The 22,540-nt window shown below is 42.3% G+C and carries 15 protein-coding genes; 5 read left to right on the top strand and 10 right to left on the bottom strand.

Annotation, left to right across the window (positions count from 1 at the left end):
* Positions 1 to 3: 3 nt before the first annotated feature.
* Positions 4 to 768, bottom strand: coding sequence for a 4-hydroxy-tetrahydrodipicolinate reductase (gene dapB / locus DXB58_RS08510; RefSeq protein ID WP_122136531.1), 765 nt, complete (start codon positions 766 to 768; stop codon positions 4 to 6).
* An 83-nt stretch (positions 769 to 851) separates the two neighbouring features.
* Here dapB and DXB58_RS08505 point away from each other — a divergent pair, with 83 nt between their 5' ends.
* Positions 852 to 2,141, top strand: coding sequence for a DUF2851 family protein (locus tag DXB58_RS08505; RefSeq protein ID WP_122136530.1), 1,290 nt, complete (start codon positions 852 to 854; stop codon positions 2,139 to 2,141).
* Positions 2,142 to 2,216: 75 nt separating this feature from the next.
* Positions 2,217 to 2,777: a hypothetical protein gene (locus DXB58_RS08500; protein WP_004313843.1), complete on the top strand. Its 561-nt coding sequence runs from the start codon at positions 2,217 to 2,219 to the stop codon at positions 2,775 to 2,777.
* A gap of 72 nt (positions 2,778 to 2,849) precedes the next feature.
* Here DXB58_RS08500 and DXB58_RS08495 read toward each other — a convergent pair whose 3' ends face one another.
* The 5 genes from DXB58_RS08495 to DXB58_RS08475 are packed head-to-tail and all read right to left on the bottom strand — an operon-like array spanning position 2,850 to position 11,183.
* Positions 2,850 to 3,365, bottom strand: a complete 516-nt coding sequence (locus DXB58_RS08495) for a DUF1573 domain-containing protein (protein ID WP_081353364.1) — start codon at positions 3,363 to 3,365, stop codon at positions 2,850 to 2,852.
* Positions 3,366 to 3,405: 40 nt separating this feature from the next.
* The gene (locus DXB58_RS08490; RefSeq protein ID WP_122136529.1) at positions 3,406 to 5,559 is read right to left on the bottom strand and encodes a DUF4838 domain-containing protein; all 2,154 of its coding nucleotides are present in this window, start codon (positions 5,557 to 5,559) and stop codon (positions 3,406 to 3,408) included.
* Complete coding sequence (locus tag DXB58_RS08485; RefSeq protein WP_122136528.1) at positions 5,534 to 8,503, bottom strand: hypothetical protein; 2,970 nt, start codon at positions 8,501 to 8,503, stop codon at positions 5,534 to 5,536. The genes DXB58_RS08490 and DXB58_RS08485 overlap by 26 nt, the downstream gene beginning before the upstream one ends.
* A 26-nt stretch (positions 8,504 to 8,529) precedes the next feature.
* Positions 8,530 to 10,005: a glycosyltransferase family 2 protein gene (locus tag DXB58_RS08480; RefSeq protein WP_122136527.1), complete on the bottom strand. Its 1,476-nt coding sequence runs from the start codon at positions 10,003 to 10,005 to the stop codon at positions 8,530 to 8,532.
* An 11-nt stretch (positions 10,006 to 10,016) separates the two neighbouring features.
* Complete coding sequence (locus DXB58_RS08475; RefSeq protein ID WP_008649008.1) at positions 10,017 to 11,183, bottom strand: HEAT repeat domain-containing protein; 1,167 nt, start codon at positions 11,181 to 11,183, stop codon at positions 10,017 to 10,019.
* Positions 11,184 to 11,508: 325 nt separating this feature from the next.
* Here DXB58_RS08475 and DXB58_RS08470 point away from each other — a divergent pair, with 325 nt between their 5' ends.
* The 3 genes from DXB58_RS08470 to DXB58_RS08460 all read left to right on the top strand — a co-directional run bounded on the left by DXB58_RS08470 (position 11,509) and on the right by DXB58_RS08460 (position 16,794).
* Positions 11,509 to 12,879 (top strand): LruC domain-containing protein, encoded by a 1,371-nt coding sequence (locus tag DXB58_RS08470; RefSeq protein WP_115485242.1) that lies wholly within the window; start codon positions 11,509 to 11,511, stop codon positions 12,877 to 12,879.
* A 115-nt stretch (positions 12,880 to 12,994) separates the two neighbouring features.
* Positions 12,995 to 13,687 carry a DUF6250 domain-containing protein gene (locus DXB58_RS08465; protein ID WP_122136526.1) on the top strand — a complete coding sequence of 231 codons (693 nt, stop codon included), beginning with the start codon at positions 12,995 to 12,997 and terminating at the stop codon, positions 13,685 to 13,687.
* A 35-nt stretch (positions 13,688 to 13,722) separates the two neighbouring features.
* The gene (locus DXB58_RS08460) at positions 13,723 to 16,794 is read left to right on the top strand and encodes a chondroitinase family polysaccharide lyase (RefSeq protein ID WP_122136525.1); all 3,072 of its coding nucleotides are present in this window, start codon (positions 13,723 to 13,725) and stop codon (positions 16,792 to 16,794) included.
* A gap of 417 nt (positions 16,795 to 17,211) precedes the next feature.
* On the opposite strand, the gene DXB58_RS08455 is transcribed toward DXB58_RS08460, so the two are convergent.
* The 4 genes from DXB58_RS08455 to DXB58_RS08440 all read right to left on the bottom strand — a co-directional run bounded on the left by DXB58_RS08455 (position 17,212) and on the right by DXB58_RS08440 (position 22,536).
* Positions 17,212 to 18,489, bottom strand: a complete 1,278-nt coding sequence (locus DXB58_RS08455; protein WP_122136524.1) for a DcaP family trimeric outer membrane transporter — start codon at positions 18,487 to 18,489, stop codon at positions 17,212 to 17,214.
* Between the two features lie 54 nt (positions 18,490 to 18,543).
* Positions 18,544 to 19,488: a tRNA-dihydrouridine synthase family protein gene (locus DXB58_RS08450; RefSeq protein WP_122136523.1), complete on the bottom strand. Its 945-nt coding sequence runs from the start codon at positions 19,486 to 19,488 to the stop codon at positions 18,544 to 18,546.
* Between the two features lie 144 nt (positions 19,489 to 19,632).
* Positions 19,633 to 20,733, bottom strand: coding sequence for a DUF5017 domain-containing protein (locus DXB58_RS08445; RefSeq protein WP_122136522.1), 1,101 nt, complete (start codon positions 20,731 to 20,733; stop codon positions 19,633 to 19,635).
* Positions 20,734 to 20,763: 30 nt separating this feature from the next.
* A complete protein-coding gene (locus DXB58_RS08440) occupies positions 20,764 to 22,536 on the bottom strand; it encodes a RagB/SusD family nutrient uptake outer membrane protein (RefSeq protein ID WP_122136521.1) in 1,773 nt (590 codons plus the stop codon).
* Positions 22,537 to 22,540: the final 4 nt, after the last annotated feature.

Raw genomic sequence — 22,540 nt, 5'->3', positions numbered from 1 at the left:
ATCTTAGTCGTTCAAGAATGGGAATAAATCACTCATGCCCAAAAAACCTTCGTGTGTGGCAGTATATTCGGCTGCCAGTACGGCTCCCAATACAAATCCGCCACGGCTTTTAGCATCATGCGTGATAGTTATGCTGTCTACATCAGATTCATAGCGAATGGTATGAAGGCCGAATACTTCTCCTTCGCGGATAGAGGCGATAGGAAGTTCATTAGGCGCGCAATCGTTGGTTCCGCTAATGGTTCCGTCCGGTGCAAGGAAAGTTCCTTCCACCCATTTGTCCTTACGGTCCATCTTTTCCAGAATACCTTCTGCCAGTGTGATGGCTGTTCCGCTAGGAGCATCCAATTTATGAATATGATGTGTCTCGCTCATGGTGACATCATAAGTGGGGAACTGGTTCATAATTTTAGCCAGATACTTGTTGACAGCAGAGAAAATGCTGACTCCCAGACTGAAGTTGGACGACCAGAACAGTGTTTTGCCTCCTTCAGTGCAGAGCTTTTTGATTTCTTCGCCATGCTCGGCCATCCATCCGGTACTGCCGGATACCAATTTCACACCTGCTTTGAATGCTCTCATATAATTGCTGTAAGCTACCATCGGATTGGTAAACTCAATGGCTACATCGGCCGATTTGAACGCTTCCGATTCGAAGTCATCCTGATTATTGATGTCAATGATGCAGACGATTTCATGTCCGCGACTACGGGCAACCTTTTCTATCTCTTTGCCCATCTTTCCGTAACCGATCAGTGCTATTTTCATTGTTTTCTGACTTATATTCAAAATAATAGTCGCAAAGATAAGATTTTTATTACATTTGCAGCGCACATTAACGTCTTGTTAACATGGAACATCTTCTCCACTACGTGTGGAAGCATAAATTATTTCCTCTGAAAGTACTGCAAACCACCAACGGCTTACCGGTAGAAGTGATTGATTCCGGTCTGCAAAACCCGAATGCCGGTCCCGACTTTTTTAACGCGAAACTAAAGATTGATGGCGCCTTATGGGTAGGGAATATAGAAATACATACACACTCTTCCGATTGGTTTCGTCACGGGCATAATTGTGACAAAGCCTACGATTCTGTAATTCTCCATGTGGTGAGCGAGGTGGATACGGAAATAACCCGTACCAACGGTGAACAGATACCACAACTATTGCTGACTTGTCCGGAAAATGTGCAATCCCATTATCATGAACTTTGCGTAGCCGATCATTATCCGGCTTGCTATCCCATCCTTGCCTCTCTTCCCAAACTTACCATCCATTCCTGGTTGACCGCTTTGCAAACAGAACGTTTGGAACAGAAGGCACAGTTAATCATGCAGCGTCTCGAACTTTGCAACAGTAATTGGGAAGATGCTTTCTTTATCACCCTTGCCCGTAATTTCGGTTTTGGCTTGAACGGAGATGCTTTTGAAACGTGGGCGGGATTGTTGCCATTTCGTGCGATGGATAAGCACCGGAATGATTTGTTTCAGATAGAGGCTTTCTTCTATGGTTTGGCAGGGTTATTGGAAGAGACATTTCTGAAAAAGGAACAGGAAGACGAGTATAGTCTTCGTCTTTGCAAAGAGTTTCGTTATTTGCAGCGAAAATTTGAAATCGGGCAGGGGATGGATGTTACTTTATGGCGTTTTCTCCGGCTTCGTCCGGAAAACTTTCCTCATATTCGCCTGGCGCAGTTGGCCTATCTCTATCAGAAAGGAGATAAACTGTTTTCACGTTTACTGGAAGCGGATACTCTGACGGATGTGAGAGCTTTACTGGATACACGTACGTCTTCCTATTGGGAGAATCATTATTTATTCGGGCGACTGTCTTCACAAAAGGAAAAGACGATGGGAGAGCGTTCCAAGGATTTGATTATCATTAATACGGTGGTTCCTTTTCTTTATACTTACGGTTTGCACAAGGCGGATGAACGAATGTGTGAACGTGCCGCACGCTTTCTGGAAGAATTGAAGGCGGAGAGTAATCACATCATTCGTTCGTGGAGCGATGCCGGACTTCCGGTAGTTAGTGCGGCGGATAGTCAGGCACTGATACAGTTACAAAAAGAGTATTGTGATAAGCGGAAATGTCTGTACTGCCGCTTCGGTTATGAATATTTGAAACATACAAATATTTAGTTCTTAAAATAACCAAGATGCCAAACTTGTCATTATCTTTGCGCCGTCAATTAAACTCTTAATTTATATAGTGTTATGAGAGCTAAAAAGTTTGTATGCTGCTTGCTGGCTATGATGCTGCTCGCAGGTGTTTCGTTTATCTCCTGCGGTAATAGTTCCAAGGCAAAAGCCGATAGTGAACTGACTACACAAGACGGTGAAGATTTCAAATCCTTTTTGGATAAATTTACTTCCAGTGCAGCCTTCCAGTATACTCGTATCAAGTTCCCATTAAAGACTCCGATCACTTTGTTGGCAGATGACGGAGAAACCGAAAAAACATTCCCTTTCACTCGGGAAAAGTGGCCGTTGCTGGATAGCGAAACAATGAAGGAAGAACGTATCACCCAGGAAGAGGGAGGTATTTATGTTTCCAAGTTTACGTTGAATGAACCGAAGCATAAAATCTTTGAGGCAGGCTATGAAGAATCCGAGGTTGATTTGCGTGTCGAGTTCGAGTTGCAGTCGGACGGGAAATGGTATGTGGTAGATTGCTATACAGGTTGGTATGGATATGACTTGCCGATTGGAGAGTTAAAGCAGACTATTCAGAATGTGAAAGAAGAAAATGCCGCATTCAAAGAAATACATCCTTAGAAAGGAGAAATAAGTATTAAGTATTAACCAGTCATTTGATGTTAATACTTAATACTTAATACATGATATTGATTACGGTTCTCCGACATAATATCCCAGTTCAGATTCTTTTCCATCCACCATCTCTCTGACAATACCATTTTTGGTGTTGAACTCTTGATAGAGTTCTTCATAATCACGTGTATAGTCTGCATCGGGGACTACGTTAACATCAAATTTAAGTTCGGCTCTTCCGTCGGGGAGCATATTACCGAAAATCCGGATGCGGTGAACCACCTCGCCTACATTCTTAATACTATTGTAGGTTGCCTTGAATTGTCTGATTCCGTCTTCGGGAATGATGATATGCGAACTTTTATCCAGAATGATACAGCCACAGGAAGGCTGCATTTCTGAAATGATTAACGGAGCATCTCCTGTATTGGTGATAGTAAACATGATATCGAGCTGCTGACCTTGCTTGATGGGGTAATAGTGCCTGATCGAGTCCTTTATCGTCATACTTGTGGGACGTACTTCCTTCCTGCACCCTGTTAAGCAGAGTGGAAGTGCCGTCAGTAGGAAAATATAGAATATAGATTTATTCATAGTTGCCATTTATTTTTTTGTTATGTCACTTTTCCAGCGTTTAGGGGATGAATGCAATTTCATCGATGCCCATTTGCGTTCCCGGTTTCTTTAAACAACTGATTTTGATGCTTAATTGTTCTGCTCCGTTCAGGTCTGCCGAAACGGTGGCTTTTATCATTTCCCCTTTTTCCGGGGCGTCTTCCGGTTTCAGGCCTATTGTTTTATAAGCTATTCCGTCTTTCAACAGTTGAATTTGCTGTGGAGCATAGATGCGATGCCGGGGAAGATTCAGGAAACTGATATAGAATGTTCCTGATGCGTTGATACCTTTCACCGGCAGGTTGATGGTACATTCTTCTCCCGGAATGATTACCCAACCGCAATGATAGTCTCCGGGTAAACCGTGAGTGCCATCAGTCAGTTTCTTGGAATCAATTTTATTCAGTTTAGGAGTTGCTGAAGGATTGAGCCCTAAAAATAAGCTTTTCTTGATGTCGGAAGCAAGTAGGTATTGTTCCCATTCCTTTATATAATAGTCGATCTCATAGGCTGACTCATTATAATATTCCATTCCGGTAAATGCTTTGTGTTCTTTGAGCTGGGTGATCCATTTTCGGGCTTGGGGAACCGGCTGAATCTCTTTTCCATTCCGTTTGGCATATCCGTAAGCATCAAAGCCGTGGTCACGTCCTAATTCCAGGCGTGTGAAAGACAAAGCAGTCTGAAGTTCGTGCAGTTTTTTACGCTCTTTTCCTTTTGCTTCAGAAACAAAATCTCCCATTTCATCATAGAATTTGATGAATTGATCCGGATAGAGGAATGCTTTTTCTGATTCTCTGATACCGGCATAAAGTCCGAGCCGTTTTCCGGATTGGGCGTTGTTCTCCAATTCAGTGTAGTAATCGTATAGCCATTTTTTTGATACTGGATATTCCTGATTAAAGTAACTTCTGATTAAGTCATCGACCGGGAGTTCCGGGTTGATAAGGAGGGAGGATAGTACAAAAGTCCTCATTTCATCGAAAGAAGAATAGCTATATCCACTTCCGTTGAAGAATATACCACTGGCTCCATGTTGTTTGAAGAATTGGAGTCTTTGTTGGGCTATCTTTAATATGGGAAAAGGAGTGAGGTAGTCGTCAAAGTTGTTGATATAGTCCCATATATAGATGTTATTCGTCACTTTCTTCCAGTTGTCGAGTTGGTCGGCAAATTTCTTGTCTTGCTCATCCTTGCCGTCTGTCCGGCGAAGTGGGTAGTCGATGGCACTGACGATTACTCCGGTGTTGGCGGGGAGCTGTTTGTCGGTGACCTGTTGTGTGGTCAGATAAGAAGTCGTAAAGAAAAAATGCTTGGGAAAACGTTGTGAAAGGCGGATGATAAGTTCCGTAACAGCCGGAGTGGCATTCTTCTCTGTGTTTCCCAGCGCGGTGCAGGTGGTGCACGTGCAGGCATACGGAGCATCATCCGGGGCTATTACAAAACGGGAATTCCCCTTTTCACCGAAGTTATCTACAATATAACTTTCTATCTGGCGGTACATGTTCTCGGAAGAGAAACATAGTTGTGAGTCATCTGTTTTTCCATGAATGGTGGCGTATACTTTTTCCGCTTCTTTCCCCAATACTTTCCGCAGGTTGTGTCCCCATATTCCCCAGCTGTCGTCGAAGTTGTTTAGTCCGATTACCCCTGTCTGATCGGGATTCAGACCGTATGGGGAATAAATGCTTTGGTAGTCAAATGCAAAGGTTCCGCAAGTATCTTTAAGATTGATAAGGGCGGGAGGAAGATCGGAACCGTCTATGCGCGGGTCTTCTTTGCTGATTTTCTTGATTAGTTGGTATTGTAGCCAAAGCATTTGCTTGTCGTCACTTGCTGTCAACCTTATGTCAGAACCTTTGCAGGCTACTTTGAATCCTCTTTCTAATGTTGGGTCTATCTGTATGATGATGCGCCACATGTCCATTTCGGAAACGCCAAAAGCTACCATTTCATCGTCGTTTGCACGCTTCTTGAGATGCTCGTACAGGTATTTTGCCCACCGGGTGTCTCTGTCGGTCGGATCCTCACCAATGGTGACGAGATACCCTTCTTTAGATGGGAACATCTCCGTGCGTGCCTGCATACGGCAGCCGGATAAAAGGCAGCAAATACATATCATTCCTGCCAATACAGGGCCAAGCGTATCAGAATGAAATATAAACTTGTGCATAGATGTTATATAAGTTTTTATAACGTGTCGATATGGATTCTATCTGGTTGGACGGACTTGTCCCTCTCACCGTATTGGTTTGGTTATAATAGGTGTTCCAGGTACCCATCAAGCCTATGGTAATGTTAGGACTGACCATATACTGGCCTCCCAATCCCACCATAGTATTGGTGTGAGAGAAAGAGCCGGGCAGCGCATAGTCCAGTACGGCCGTTTCCGGTGCCGATCCGATGCTTGCCATGGCGTTGATATTTGTCTTTCCGTCATTAGCCGGGAAGTACTTGGCGCCAATCTGAGCATTGTAATAGAAGTTGGAGTTGAAGAAGTGCATATCTATCTTCGTGTTGAGACGAACCACTTCAATGGTCTTGGCTAATTCTCCGCCTACAGTGAGTAGGTTAGTCTTTGACTCATTCCAACCCGTAAACAGATAGCCATTGTCTCCGGTGCCACCTGCAAAGAATTCATCGTTCCATTCATAACGCTTTGTGTAGGCGGCTACCCGTCTATAACCCACATGCGCACCTATTTCCCAATCATTCTTGAGATAATGCCGTAAAGCGACATCAGCCGTTATGTCCGGGAAGTATTTGGTCGCAAAGGCTGCATTGGCCGTGAGGCTCCACTTCGGTGAGAAGTGATGCGTCCACTCACCTTGTACCTGAATGCCGACTCCTCCCGGTGTCTGCTCTTCCGCTTCCATGCTGTCGCTTGCCGAGCCACTTCGCCCTGCATAGTTGAGACGTCCCGTATAGCTGTTCTTCTGGCCTTTTCGGGTATATTCGGCTGTTGCAACAGAGGTAATGATATCTTCTTCTCCGTAGCGTGCACGGAGATAGGTCAAAGCAATCTCATTCTTGAGCATCATGCTTCTAAGACCCGATAAATGTCGTTGGAAAGAGCGATATTCCATGATGGATGGCTCGTAGTACTTTTGGTAATAATAGGCTGAATCCGCTTGACGGTTGGCTTCATATACCACTCCCTTGGTGTACTTCAATGATTTGTTCTGACTGTCATAAAGCAAAGCTGTATCAAGAACAGCGAGAGCCTTTTCCGGTTCTTTGGCCTTTGTCAGTTGCAGGGCACGGTATTCACTGCTCTGTGAGAATGCGCCTATAATCTCTTTGTTGCTCGGGTATTTATTGAGTATCGGCTTCAGGAATTCCAAAGAAGCTTCGTATCTCTTGTCACGTTCAAGCACGGTAGCTCTTTTTGCCTGATAGAATGGTTCTTCAGGATAATAATTGATTCCTTGTGCTGTATATTTCTCGAATTCATCGTATTTTCCGAGTAAACCGGACGAATTGATGGCATACCGTAATCCGAGATCACTCGATGGATTCAGGCTAATTAGCTTAACAGATTCCTCGTATGCTTTCTTCGTAGCTCCGGCTTCCATACATTTCTTGATGTAGGGCACTGCCAGTTCCTCGTATCCGATAACATAGAAAATGCGCATATCCTCATCACTCTGCTCGATGGCAGATAGATACAGTTGCAAAGCCTCTTCGGTTTTATCCATTTTATCGAGAATAAATGCCCTTTTCAACGTGCCGTTTTCGTAATCAGGGAAGTGAAGAGTGATGGTGTCCAATGTTGCAAGTGCTTCATTGTAACGTTTCATATTGATATAGCAACTCAAGGCTTTTTCCCATGCGGCACCGTTCACTTCATTGTCGTCTACATGTTTTTGAGAAACGAACAATACGTGCGGCAATGCTTCTGCGTACAGACCAAGTTCCATCAGTTTTTCAGCTTTCTTCATGTGTTGTGCGCTCATGGCAAGCGTAATATCATAATCATCAGGATACATCTCATACATCTTTTTCAGCGTTGAATAGGCAAGATCATCCTCATTCATCTGGCGATAAAGCATATATTCTTTATAAAGAATTCCTTTATCATTGTTGCCATATTGTTTTTTAGCTTCTCTGATATAGAAGAGTGCGTCATCGGTATATCCCCGGGTGACGGAAGTGTTCAGCAGGTAGTCTAATGCTTCCTTGTTCTTATTACCTCCTTCGTAGGCCATGCCATATAATACATAAGGATCCCGCTGCTTCTCTGCTCGGGCAGCCTCCATTAACAGGTCGTTATACATACGCCGTATGGCAGGGCTGTTGTTTCTTCGCATTTGCTCGCGTATAAACACCAGAGCTTCCGGATAACGTGCCAATTCACTAAGGATACTCGCCCTTTTGACGATAAGCGCACCGCTTCCCGGTATGGCAGCCAAACCGTTGGATGACCAGCCTAGAGCAGCTTCCCGGTTTCCTTCCTGTAAATGCAGGTTAATGATGTCCAGATAATATTCTTCGTTTTGAGGAGATACTTTGATGAGCTCCGTCAGCTTTTCGATAGCCTCTTTTCGGTTACCACCTTTTTTCATTTGCTGGTAGCCTACCTCCATGCTGTAGATATAATCCTTCCTTAGAATCGTATCGTTCGGGTAAATCTGATTGATTCGTTTCAACAGACGGTCTGCTTCCACATCGTTGTTCTGCTTGCGGTACAGTTCAATCTTTCTTCGCCATAAACCTCTCCAATACGGATTCACTTCCAGCAACTCATTAACGTAACAAATAGCACTGGAATAATTCTCGGTGATATCTTCTACGTCTACCAGCAGATGTTTGGCATTGACGTTGTTGTAATTGTCATCTATCGCTTTGACAAGATGATAACGCGACTGGTCATAGTTCTTTTCGTGGAACCAGTATTTTCCCATGAGCCATTCAAGGTCAGAAACATTCGGGTATTTCTGAAGGCCCTCCTCCAACAGCTCTTTCCCTGCTTCCCATTCCTCGTTCGCAAAATGCTCCTGTACAATCTGGGCATATTGCTCCGGTGTCTGGAATCCGTTGTCGGTCCCGGAGGAAGAGGTTATCAGTAAAAACAGACAACCTAATATGGTGATCTTATGGAGAAATTCTCTGTTCATTCTATCTTGTCTTTAATCTTTCTTGTTTAAATCGTAGCAGGTTCGGGCTTCATTGCCGTTATATCAGTACCGTCTGCACTTTCTTCTTTCTGCTTGAATCCTTTCCGTTCCATGTTCTTCCACTTGAAGTCTCTATTGGTCAGATAACTGAGGTATCCTCTCAATGAACAGAAAGTGATGATGGGATGATAGAAGATGGGCTCCAATATGGACGCAATGATAATCCACAGGTATTCATATCCTCTTTTATATAGCATCCCGACATAGTAGTCGTAGGTAATAACAACGATGGAAAGGAACTGGCAGAACGTATAGATCGTCAGGTAAATCATCCATGCCGTGTTCCAGTTGACTGCTCCTGTAAAGGCCAGATAGATAAATACTATCAAACCGACGAGCTCGATGATTGGCGCCAGAAACTCAAAAACGAACATATAAGGCAGAGTTAACAGTCCCATCTGCTTATACGTCTTTTTGAAAATCATCTTACGATGGATATTAAGTGTCTGGAACAATCCCCGTGCCCAACGGGTACGTTGCCGGTAAAGCATTGCCAGGTTGGGAGGTCCTTCCGTCCAACAACAAGTATCAGGAATCTGTACGATCTTATAAGGACGGGAGAAGTCGCACATATATCCTACCATGCGGGTGATGAGGTCCATGTCTTCGGCAAAAGAGGGGGCATCGTATCCTCCGGCTGCAATCGCTACCGAACGGTCGAAAAGACCGAATCCACCGGAAACATTCGGCATACCATTGATTGCGGACCATCCCATCTTACCAATCAGATAGGAACGCATGTATTCCAGATTCTGGAAAAGTGGAATCGGTGTACGGGGAGTTCTAACGTCTATGATTTGTCCGTCTTTCACGACGCATCCGTTAGCCATCAACATCGTTCCGCTGACTGCAATTACTTGTTTTTCTGAAGATATAATGGGCGAGATACAACGATAAAGAGCATACTTTTCCAAAATGCAATCCACATCCGTGCAGATAAAATAAGGATGAGAAGCAACGTTGATACCCGCATTGGATGCATCCGCTTTGGTTCCTCCATTTTCTTTGTCTACAACGATGAGTCGGCTGTATTTCGGGTTGGAGGATTTGAGGAGTCTTCGGAACGGTCTGGTTTTGATTCGCTCGATATAAGCATAGGGCACTTCTACCAGTTCATAATATTCGGTCATCTTTTCCAATGTACTGTCCGTACTTCCATCATTTACAATAACCACCTCGAAAAGCGGATATTCCAATGCAAGCATGGAGTTCACATTATCAATGATTGTCTTTTCTTCATTGAAGGCAGGAGCAATTACCGAAATGCCCGGTGTATAGGGGGATTCCTTGATTGTTTTCCGCATATAGCTTTCCACATAGTAATCCTTTCTCCGTTTTAGAGAAATGAAAGAGAGGAAGGCGAATGTGACGAGGAATATCGCCAGCATGCTCGTATAAAAGAATACGAAATAATTGAAGAATGTAAATATTATATCTCTCATGTTCTCTAGTTTTACTGGTTGATTAACGGATGCTTGGTGTGGGCAAACAATATAGCTGTGTGGGAATCTGCTTTTCTTTCCAATTGATCGAATGTTTTCCTTCCCATTGCACTATACTCATAGAGGGCTTTGAGTATGACTCTCTTGGTTCCCCAGTTATCTGCTTCATCATAAGCATTGTAAAGAAATCCTAAAGCCTTATCGGTCTTTAGATCCGCAATAGCCGAAATGATTTGTCGTTTGACTTCTTCCGGTTGTACATTATACATTTCAATCAGCTTAGGTTCAACCTCTTTGTATTTTAGTTTACCTAAAGTCTTGATCGCTTCACCTCGTATTTCCACAGAACGGGCATTGAGTTGCTTCGCGAGAATTGGGGCACTTTCGGTTTCATTATATAGCCGGATTTCGTTGATAAAGAATATCTTAACGTTTTCTTCAGCTGAAGTATTCACCCATTTAATAAAGGTGGGTGTGTTATATCCCACTTTCTTACGGTGCTCCAAGATAGCGTGTAACTCCATCATGTCCCATTGCCTTAACTTCATGCCGATGTCTTCGTCGAAGAAGCGGAACGGGTCACCCTGGCTTAACCACATATAAGTATAGCGTGCCGAGTTTCTTAGTTCTAGTTCACGATGATAGAGGAAACGCACCAATACCGCTTCAGAGGCATAGCCATTGATGGACTGAATAAGTTTCAGAGCTTGTATCTTTGATCTTTTGGAACCGAATTGAAGTTCGCGTTCAAGGAAACGTGTGATTTGGAATACGGTTTGAATCGTTTGATAGTTTAGTTCATTGATCTCATCTTCATGCACACTCTTGATTTCTGTTAATAGTTGAGTGATAATGCGTAACTCGTTAGGTTTCGGGCGCTTTTTCGTATCATATTCTAATCTGTCAGCTATCTCTTCTTCACTCAATGTGTTGGAATCTAGTGAGATAGATTTCATTTCTTCATAATACTTATCAAATGCTTTATTGTATTTCCGCTTCTCTTTTCGCCTTTTAAATATACCATATATAATATGGAATAGGAGAAATAAGTACGCAATAATACAAAACATTACAGCAATTGAGCATATTCTTATGATTAAAGGATAGCCAATAAACTTGTAATATATCCAATAGAAATAATATTCTATGTAATCTATACCATACAGTACTTGATCCATTTCCCTTGATATATTTATATATAGAACTTGTATATTCGGAATAAAAGCTCTATATTTGTTGTATTGAATGTTCTGTCTAATGCAAATATACGAAATAACTTGTATATATTATCCAGTGTTCATGAACAGGCCTTTTGAGCCCTATTTTAGCTCTTGTGATTATTCTCGATGGAAAGGATTGAAATTACAAATAAAGGCAAGCAAAAAGCTATTAGGAGTTAAATATATTTTTGATAAGTTAACAAATGGAGCCTGGAAATAAGTGTGATAAGCCAGGTTCTCATGCGAAACAAAAACAAACAATAAATTTAAAAATTAAATTAAGATGAAAATTAAAAGTTTGGTGTATGTCCTTATGGGGACAATGTTGGTTACTACTTCCTGCTCTGATAATGAGTTGGAAAAAGGTAACGATGGTTCGGGAACTGTTGACCCGGTAAATGCTTCTGCACTTGTGAATGTATATTCCGATAAAAGTGGTTCTGAAGCGAGCCTGCTTGTGGGAGATGTATTAGTGAAAGATTCCCGTACTCTTACGTTGAATGTTCCTGCTGCTTGCGAGAAAGTGTATATGAAATACAATACAGTTTCGGGAACAGAAGCTACAAAAGAATTTGCTTTGTCTCCTGTTAGTCGTGGTGTAGATCAGAGTACTGGTTTCAATTTTGAAACAAACCGTCTGGCATCGGTAACTCTTGCGCTTCCTGAAGATGCAGTGCAGCCGACAAATGAAACGGACCAAGGCTATCTTTTCTATCATAACACAGGTGTGGTGATGTTCGAAGATGGTTGGCCTATTCAACTGGATTCATGGTATGATGAAGATTTCAACGATGTTGTATTCGAGTATGACTTGAAGGTGACTGAATGTCATAGTCAACAGATGATGGAGACTGTAGGAGGTAAAGAAGAATTGTTGTTGACTTTGGATGTTCGTGCTGTAGGTGGTATATACCCGACTGTGTTAGGTGTTGTACTGGATGGTTTGAAAAGCGAGTATGTTGATCGGATTACTGCAAGCCTTGTACTAAAAGGTGGTCAGGGAACAATGACAGACTTAGCTAAAGAGGAACTTTCTACAAAAAATATAGTGAAAGTTGAAAATAAAAATTGGAATTGGAGTAATGATACTCGCAAAGAACCGCGTTTCGCAATATTGACAGTGGATAAAGCACAAGCGGAAGGAACTGTTATTACACTGGATGGTTTAACTTCTTTGATGGATAATAATCAGGATATGTTTCAGGTAACACAAGGAAAAGTAAGAGAAGGACTACCTATGTTGCGTGCTGAAGTTAGACTGATTGGTAAAGAAGGATTAACTGGAGCTGAAAGAGATGCTCAGCTTGCAGCATTTAGAGAGTTGATTTTAGATACTAATAGACAGAATTTCTTTATTAAGGTGAACGGTGGTAAAGAAATACACATGAGGGGTTATGCACCGACTTCTGCTTACAAAGCAGAATATGAAGCATTGGTTGCGGGTGACACTACACTGGATGCAAATGTTTATTATTCAAATACCAAAGGTTCCACTTGGGGAGTTAAACTTCCGGTTGGCACACGTCATGCTTATGAACGTGTACCATTTAGAGAAGCATATCCTGATTTTACTAAATGGGTAGATAGTAAGGGTGCTTCAAACCAGAAATGGTATGAGAACTTTGTTGATGAAAAAACTATAAGATATTGGTAATGCAAATTATCAGTCAATACGTTATTTGAGATATTTTGTACAATTTGAACCCCTCTTTTTTCGAAAAGAGGGGTTTCTTTGTATTCGGAAGAATAATCTTTAAACTAATACCGTAATGACGAAGCGATTTTTTATAGGCTACAGTTTGATTACTTTTTTTCTCTTAAATAGTGTGGTGCTTTTGGCACAACACAAAGCTTCCTTTGTGCAGCAATGGAAAATAGAAGATGCATCCCATGCTTTGCAGATAATAGAACGTGCAGATACATTAGAATTGATAGTTCCGGACGGACTGACTATGTGGTATCGGCAACGATTGACGGGCGATTATGAAATAAGTTATTGTATTTGTATGGTGATGCAAGGTGGAAAGTATGACCGCTTGAGTGATCTGAACTGCTTCTGGGCTGCCAATGATCCTAAATACCCTGATGATCTTTTTGCCCGTAGTCAGTGGCGTGACGGCATCTTTAAAAACTATAACATATTAAACCTTTTCTACGTTGGATACGGAGGAAATGATAACTCAACGACCCGTTTCCGTCGATACAAAGGAGAATATTATGGAGTGGCAGATGACAAGGTGAAACCTTTATTGAAAGAATATACCGATGCCTCTCATTTACTCGTCCCCAATCAATGGTATGAGATTCGGATTCGAGTGGAAAAGGGAATCACAACTTATTCTGTGAATGATGAAGAGTTGTTCCGCTATACCCTTGCGGGTAGTGAAGGTGACGGACACTTCGGTTTACGTCTTTTGCAGAATCACGTACTCTTTACAGATTTTAGAGCGACTATACTTTGACTTATATACTGAAAACCTAATAAGACTATATTTCCATGATGAAACAACCTTTTACTAAATTTGGAGTGACAACTCTGTTTTCTCTTTTGTGCTCAGCATTCCTTCATGCGCAAGTTGTAACAGATGAGCGGATGTTTTCTTTTGAAGAACCGCAAATACCGGATTGTATCACCGCTACCCATTCCCGCCTGTCGGTATCTGATCTGCATTATAAAGATGGAAAACATTCGTTGGAATGGACATTTGAACCGGGTGGAATATTGGAACTCAAGAAAGACCTGAAGTTTGAGAAGAAAGATCCGACCGGCAAGGATTTATATCTTTCGGCTTTTATTGTGTGGGTTTATAATGAAGTTCCCCAAGATGCGACCATTGAGTTTCAGTTTCTGAAAGACGGCAAACGATGCACATCTTTCCCTTTTGGTATTAATTTCAGTGGTTGGCGTGCCGCATGGGTTTGCTATGAACGTGATATGCAAGGCACACCGGAAGAAGGCATGAATGAACTCCGGATTATTGCTCCAAATTCAAAAGGAAGCCTTTTCATCGATCATTTGATTACGGCTACTAAGGTTGATGCACGTCAACAGACGGCCGATCTGCAAGTTCCTTTTGTCAATGCCGGGACCACCAACCATTGGCTGGTTGTCTATCAACACTCGCTTTTGAAACCGGATATTGAATTGACTCCTGTAGACGATAAGCAAAGAGCAGAAATGCAACTGTTGGAAAAGCGTTTTCGTGATATGATCTACACGAAAGGGAAAACGACAGATAAAGAAGTAGAAACCATCCGCAAGAAATATGATTTCTATCAGATAACTTACAAGAACGGCCAAGTATCGGGAGTACCTATCTACATGGTACGTGCTTCAGAAGCTTATGAACGGATCATACCGAACTGGGATAAAGATATGCTGACTAAAATGGGAGTGGAAATGCGTGCTTATTTCGACCTGATGAAAAGAATTGCCGTTGCATATAATAATGCGGCAAATCCGGTGATTCGGGAAGAAATGAAGAAGAAGTTCTTAGCAATGTACGATCACATAACCGATCAGGGGGTAGCTTATGGTAGTTGTTGGGGAAATATCCATCATTATGGCTATAGTGTTCGCGGTCTGTACCTGGCATATTTTCTGATGAAAGATGTGCTTAGGGAAACCGGGAAACTTCAGGAAGCCGAACGTACGTTACGTTGGTATGCGATTACTAACGAAGTATACCCTAAACCGGAAGTTAATGGAATTGATATGGACTCTTTCAATACACAGACCACAGGACGCATTGCCAGCATTTTAATGATGGAAGATACACCGGAAAAACTACAATATCTCCGGTCTTTCTCCCGTTGGATTGATTTTGGTTGCCGTCCTGCATTGGGATTATCCGGTTCGTTTAAAGTAGACGGAGGTGCTTTCCATCATCGAAATAACTATCCGGCTTATGCTGTGGGCGGACTCGATGGAGCAACCAATATGATTTATCTTTTCAGCCGGACGGAATTTGCTGTTTCCGAGTTAGCTCATGAAACAGTGAAAAATGTACTGTTGACCATGCGTTTCTATTGCAATAAGCTGAACTTCCCTCTTTCCATGTCCGGTCGTCATCCGGATGGAAAAGGTAAACTGGTTCCTATGCATTTTGCTATGATGGCTCTAGCTGGTTCTCCCGATGGAAAGGAGGAATATGATAGTGAAATGGCTTCTTCTTACCTCCGTCTGATTTCAGACCCAAGTATTGAAAATGACTCTCCCGAATATATGCCTAAGGTTTCAAATGCTGAAGAACGTAAGGTGGCAAAACGTCTTGTGGAGAAAGGTTTCCGTCCGGAACCGGATCCGCAGGGAAATATAGCGATGGGATATGGTTGCGTCTCTGTCCAACGTCGTAGCAATTGGTCGGCTGTGGCACGCGGACATTCCCGTTATCTATGGGCGGCAGAGCATTATCTGGGAGCAAATCTATACGGTCGCTACCTGGCACACGGCAGTTTGCAAATATTGACTGCTGCACCGGGACAGACAGTAACTCCCGCCACTAGCGGCTGGCAGCAGGAAGGTTTTGACTGGAACCGTATTCCGGGAGTGACATCTATTCATTTGCCATTGGAGCAATTGCAGGCTAAGGTGCTCAATGTGGATAGTTACTCTGGAATGGAAGAGATGCTTTACTCCGACGAGGCTTTTGCCGGTGGTTTGTCTCAACAGAAGATGAATGGTAATTTCGGAATGAAGTTACATGAGCATGATAAGTACAACGGATCACATCGGGCACGTAAATCTTACCATTTCATCGATGGAATGATTGTCTGTCTTGGTTCGGATATTGAAAATACAAATACGGAGTTCCCGACAGAAACGACTATCTTCCAATTGGCAGTTACTGATAAAGCAGGGCATGATTATTGGAAAAATTATCAAGGAGATAAGAAAGTATGGGTGGACCATTTGGGAACGGGTTATTATGTTCCAACTCCCATCCGGTTTGAGAAGAACTTTCCTCAATACTCGCGAATGCAAAATACAGGAAAGGAAACAAAGGGTGATTGGGTTTCTTTGGTTGTGGATCATGGAAAGGCACCGAAAAACGGAAGTTATGAATACGCTGTTCTGCCTCAGACGAATGAAGCTCTGATGAAGAAATTTGCAAAAAAGCCCACTTATAAGGTATTACAGCAAGACCGGAATGCACATATTGTAGAGTCCGTTTCCGAACAGATCATTTCTTATGTGTTGTTTGAAACTCCTGAAACGACATTGCCGGGTGGTTTATTACAACGTGTGGATACTTCCTGTCTGGTTATGACTCATAAAGAATCTGCTGATAAGATTAAGTTAACGGTGGCACAACCGGATTTGGCTTTGTATCGCGGTCCAAGCGATGAAGCGTTTGATAAAGATGGGAAACGCATCGAACGTAGTATCTATTCACGACCATGGATTGAAAATGCCAGTGGTGAAATACCTGTGACTGTAACGATAAAAGGGCAATGGAATGTAGAAGAAACTCCGTTTTGCAAGGTGATTTCTTCTGATAAGAAGCAAACAGTTTTGCAGTTCAGTTGTAAAGATGGTGCTAGCTTTGAAGTGGGGTTAAGGAGATAGAAGTCAGACAACAGGAGATCATTTGCTTTTCCTGATAGGGGAACAGTAGTTTCTCTTGGAGAAACCATAGTTTCCATGCCGTTGAAACTATTGTTTCTCGGTGCTGAAACTACAGTTTCCCAATGCTGAAACTTTAGTTTCCCGGTACGAAACCTTTGGTTTCAAGCCTTGAAACTAAAAGTTTCCCCACGAGAAACAAAGGTAATGCATTCATGAAATAAATAGGATTGCCTGGAGCTTCCGGAGTGAATACCTCCGCGTTGTGAAATGTAGCTTATCTGTTTCTGGTGACAGCATTATTGTTGTCACACTGCTGTCACCTATTGCTGTCACGGTGTTAATTGTTAATAATCAAACCGTTAAGCTGCAATCGGTGACAGGTGACAGATATATAATTAAAATAATTGTATAGAGAGGTTAGAACATAAACATGGCAACGGCAACAATACGGTTGTTACATACGGCATGGGTATCTTGAATTTTCCCATTGGACGTATTGAGCGAACCATACCACGCAGAGCTTAATGTATATTCCAACCCGAATTTCCAGTGGGGGACATTGTAGGTCAGTTCTGCTCCTGCCGTAACTAATTGGTTAAGGTCTGTTCCTGTTCCATAAAGTTTTGCATCATTTCCTTTGGGAGCATATAGTGCATCACTTGTTCCCAGATTCTTGGCATAACCTACGAAGATTCCCGGCTTCCATTTCTGTCCGTAGACAACGTTGAACCAAGAGCTGGAGAAACGTATCGGAGTATATTCTTGTTCTCCCGTTTGTTCGTTGACAGACTTGATCCCGAATCCACCCAAGCCGGATGCTTGTGTCAGATTGGATCCTAATACACTCTTCGCACCTATAAACCAATCTTTATTCGTATATTTTACATGGGCTTCGTAGGACAGGGTGGTAATGCGTTCGTCCACCTTGAAGGTTGTTTCCATTGAATACATATAGCCGGTATACGGGTCTGTAAAATAATGATGGCGTGTTGCTTCCGTTCTAGGTTTCAGTGAAAGCATTTCGACGCCTACTCCTGCTTGCAATTGTTTACTTTTATAGTCTAATCCTAAGTAAATTTCGGGAATACAGCTTTGCTTCAGATAGTTATGCGTTTTCCCTTCCGGTCCTTGTGAAGTATATTGTGATTGCCACACTGCGGCTCCGGTAAGTTGGAAATTCTTGTTTGTATAGCGATAACGAATTTGTGGCGCACGGCTGAATGGTTGGAACGGTGCTCCTACAGAGAGATTAAGAATCTGCGGAGACACATCTCCGAATAGCGGATGCCAGTTCTGCCCGAGTAATAAAGCTGATTTTCCCCAATCCAGATTCAAATAAGCATGACGAAGGCGAATGACCGAATAAGAAGTGCCTGTGCCGCGGAAGTCGACTTCTACTTTGGCAGATGTCTTGGCTGTTCCCAGTTTTGGACCGGCAACGTCTACTCCAAGGCGCGAATATAAAGTATAGAAGTTACTGTTGGGTGTTGAGTTCAAATCGTTCCCCTCCGGATCACGCACTTTGTCTTTTGGATACATATAAAACAATCCGTCTACGGTTTCTTCGTTAGCACGACTATTATAATAGAAGTCAGTACGAATCTGTCCATAGAATTTGAACTTGAAATCCTGCATTTGTGCGAAACTGCCCGATACGGTTATCAGACAAAGAAAGATTAGAATGTATTTTTTCATAATGTGCATGTTTGTAAACGGGCGCAAAATTACGTAAAATTACTGGTTATCAGTTCATCGTTGATTAAAAAAGGCAAGGATTGCCTGATTATATTTGTTGAGACTTGTGCTTTTATGAATTGCTTTCAGTAATTTTCTGTCTGCTTGCGGCATTAAATATTCCCAGAAAGTTTTCATTTTGTTCAGAAGTTGTTCGTCTCCTCCTTCCAACTGTTCTGCATATTGATTGTATACGCATTTGTGCATAGATTGCAATTTTTCTCTCATTTCATCGAACTCGAGTGCACGGTTTTGTCTATACTCCAAAGCTAATGCCGGGTTGGCAAGTAATCCCCGTCCTATCATAATTCCGGCTAGTCCGGGAAACTGTTCCTGAATGCGGTGAATATCTTCTACACTATTGATATCTCCATTATAGATGAGCGGATGTTTGCAGGCACTCTGAAAAGCCTCAAACGCTTTAAGGTCAACTTCTCCTTTGTATTGCTGTTTTCCCAAGCGGGGGTGCATAACCACTTGTCGCAAGGGTAGCTCATTGATAATCGGAGCCAGTTTCAGACATTCTTCCATATCTTCCCAGCCCAACCTCATTTTGATGGAGAAACTTATTTGCGGATATTCTGTAATCAGGCTAAGTAACGCCTGAACTTCTTCGGGATAAGGAAGAATGCCGGAACCATTGTGACGTTTAGCCAGCATGGGAAAAGGACATCCCATATTGATGTCGACTTCCTTATATCCCTTTTCAATGAATAGGGATAAGATTTTTTCTGCTTTTTCAAAAGAAGGGGCTATCAGTTGGGGAATCAGATGGGCTACCTGATTATTCCCGGGTTCGATTCCTCGCACATCTCTATGGCGGAATCCGCCTTTTTCGAGTCGTACAAATGGGGTATAATAAGTATCTATACCTCCGAAGCAGGCAGCATGAGCATTACGGTAAAACACTTCGGTGTAACCTTGTAATGGGGCAAAATGAATAGGAAGAGTCTTTGGCATTATTTTTATTTTTGTGCAAAGATACAGAAAAAGTAAAAGAGAGGAACCTCGCGGTCCCTCTCTTTCTGATGTTAAATTGATTAAAGTCTGATTTTTATAAACGTTTTCTATGATTGAAGGTTAGAAAAATTGGGGGATATATTTTTATTCTACAACGTTTATAGTCAGTTCACGTACTACTTGACCACCTTGATGGACGTAGTTTGCATTGTTGGCTACGAAGGTAGCGGTATATGTACCGGCCTCTTCATAGGTATGTGAGTATATCTCCAACGACTGCGAGATATTCTTAATCGCTACACCAGCGTCAGGATTGCAGGAACCGTTGAGGAGGATTGGATTGGAGATAAGCCAAGTATCCCCTTTTGTATACCCTGCTGCTCCGCCACTGGTTACGAAATCGCTTGGCTGGTTAATTCTCCAGAAATAAGGAATATTACCGTCTACAGTAGCGTATGCTATTTTGTCTTCATATTCTGCGCTTTTCATCTCTTCAAGTGTGAGGTTTTTATTACCTAATGCTTCCTTTAATTTGGTAAGATGAGTGTTGTTTTTTGAAAGATCGTCTAAATTATAGGTTACATTTAAAGCCGAGAATTCGAAGTTCTTTGCATTAATTGTAGTTGATTTTCCATTGTTGAACTCCAGATTAAGCTGTAAGCCCTTAATATGTATTACAGGCATTGTGCTGCTATTATCAAGAGGGTTAAGACGGAAAGCAATGCTGATCTCTTTACCCAGATAAGATATTAAAGGACAAGAATAGTCTTTAGTATCTTTGGTTGCTTTAGGAAGCTCATCTTGGCTGACAAGTTCTGTCCATTCGCAATTAGTAACTGCTTCTTTGTCTTTTTCCACATTGTTGCCACTAATCCCTCCGAATTGATCGGATATTAATATGTGAGTAGAACCTTCGATGGTTTTCGCACTACCATAGTCATATAATACAGAGAAATTGATTTCACATTTTTCTACGTCTTCCGGTTGCATTTCAATTCTGTTCCGATGTTTGTATTCGTGCCCTATCTCGCCGCTGAAGAAACTGATAAAATCAGGGTCGCCATCGAAGCTGAACGTTACCGGACTTCCTTTCTTTACAGTCACAGTTTTGCCATCGAAGCTGACATTGCTGTCTGTCACCACACCAACTTCCATTGTTGTGTCTTCTTTTAATTCCTTGTCGCATGAAGCGAGACATAGTCCGGCAAAAGCGATAGTCATCAAACTTTTATATATTGTCTTCATATCCTTTTCTTTTTAAAGTTAATAAGGGATTTACCAACCCGGATTATTCGTTTTGATAGCACTGTTCGATCCTATCTCATTGGCAGGAATCGGGAAATAGTTGTAAGACTTCGGAATATTGAAGTAAGTATATACATTGGTTCCGAATTTCCAGGATTCGTCAGCTTGCGCCTTGTCCACTTGTTCCTGCATCAGTTTGTGATAGTCTCCCCAACGGATCAGGTCGAAACGGCGTGTATATTCGAAGCAGAGTTCCATAGCACGTTCGTCTTTGATAGCCTTGCGGAAGCCGGTTTCATCCAGATTTGCTGCAAGCTTGTTGATTCCTGCACGTTCTCTTACTGCATTGATACATTCATAAGCCAGATCATTAGGACCATGGTTGACTTCATTTTCAGCTTCTGCAATCATCAGCAGAATGTCAGAGTAGCGGAGAAGAGGGAAGTTGATGGAAGTATCGTTCTTGCTCTTCTTGTCTGCCTCATATTCTCTACGATATTTGGCAGCAGCTCTATTACGGTTCTTATTGGCATCGTTCTTCGATTCACGATCACCGTAAGTAGACCCCGGCTCTGTTTCACCATAGCTGAAGGACTTATCCCAGTATTGTTGTTTCACTTCATCTCTTTTTCCTTTCACAAATTCACGACCGTCTACCGGAGTGCCTTCTCCTGCTGACTGGGTGTAAGTGAATGGAGCGATATTCCAGTTGCAACGGTCAATATCACCGTTTGCTTCATACAATTCCAGCAGTTTAGGAGTATTCCAGATAAAAGCGTATGCATAACCCGGGTCACCTTTACCGGTGATGGACGCTTTGGAAGAAAGGTCCTTACCCTGAATACCGATAATATTACCAATTCTACCTTCTGCACGTACATCCGTTGAACGGTTACCTGCAAATTCTACCTCCCAGATACTTTCATTAGCCTTGGCACCATCCTTATTGAGAGCAGTGTTATACTTATCAGAACAAATGTCGATAAAGAAATCCCAATATTTAGCAGTCAGTGAATGACCTTCATTCTTAACTAGCTGTGCATAGTAACTCGCTTTTTTGAAATATTCTGTAATCTCGGCACTAGTCGTACTGTTGGCTAAACCCACTTCCTTGTCACGTTTAGGCTCACCAGCTCTGAACATATATACACGTGCCAACATTCCCCAAGCTGCCGATTTGGAAATACGTCCCGGCAAATAGTTCAAATCTTGAGCAGATTTGAGATCTTCGGCAGAACCATACATTTCTTTGATGATAAAATCATAAATCGTCTGTTTGTCCGTACGAGGAATAGAGTGGTTATAAACATCTTCTGTAGAAGTAGTCTTGAAAGGTACATCTCCCCAACATTCTACCAAAGTGAAATAATAGAATGCGCGCAAGAAGCGAGCTTCCGCTTTGTATTGTTTGCGGGTATCATCGTTCATATCGGGCACTGCATCAATATTCTCCAGGAAAATATTGGCTCTGTTGACGCCAGCGTATAATGTAGACCATAGGGCCGCTACAGTAGGATCACTTGTGTTGGCATTGTTACAGATTAAACCGCTCTTATTAGGTCCGCGGTTGGCACCACCATAGTGTCCCAGGTCGTCACCTCCTACAAGGTATAGGAATTCATTTCCGTAAAATGAACTTTGTCCCAGAATAGCATAGGTTCCTGTCAGCCATGAAGTAGCTTCTGCTTCATTTTTGAAGAAGTTTTCGGGAGTAGTATATGTCGGGTCTTTTTCCAGGAAATCGCAGGAAGTCAGGTTTAGTCCGACAAGAAGTGATATGATAATTATTCTTATTGTTTTCATATAC

Origin of the sequence: Bacteroides sp. OM05-10AA (assembly GCF_003439055.1) — a bacterium.
Lineage (GTDB): Bacteria > Bacteroidota > Bacteroidia > Bacteroidales > Bacteroidaceae > Bacteroides > Bacteroides intestinigallinarum.
Note: the sequence above shows the minus strand (reverse complement) of the source record. Positions and strands in the feature narration are given on the sequence as shown.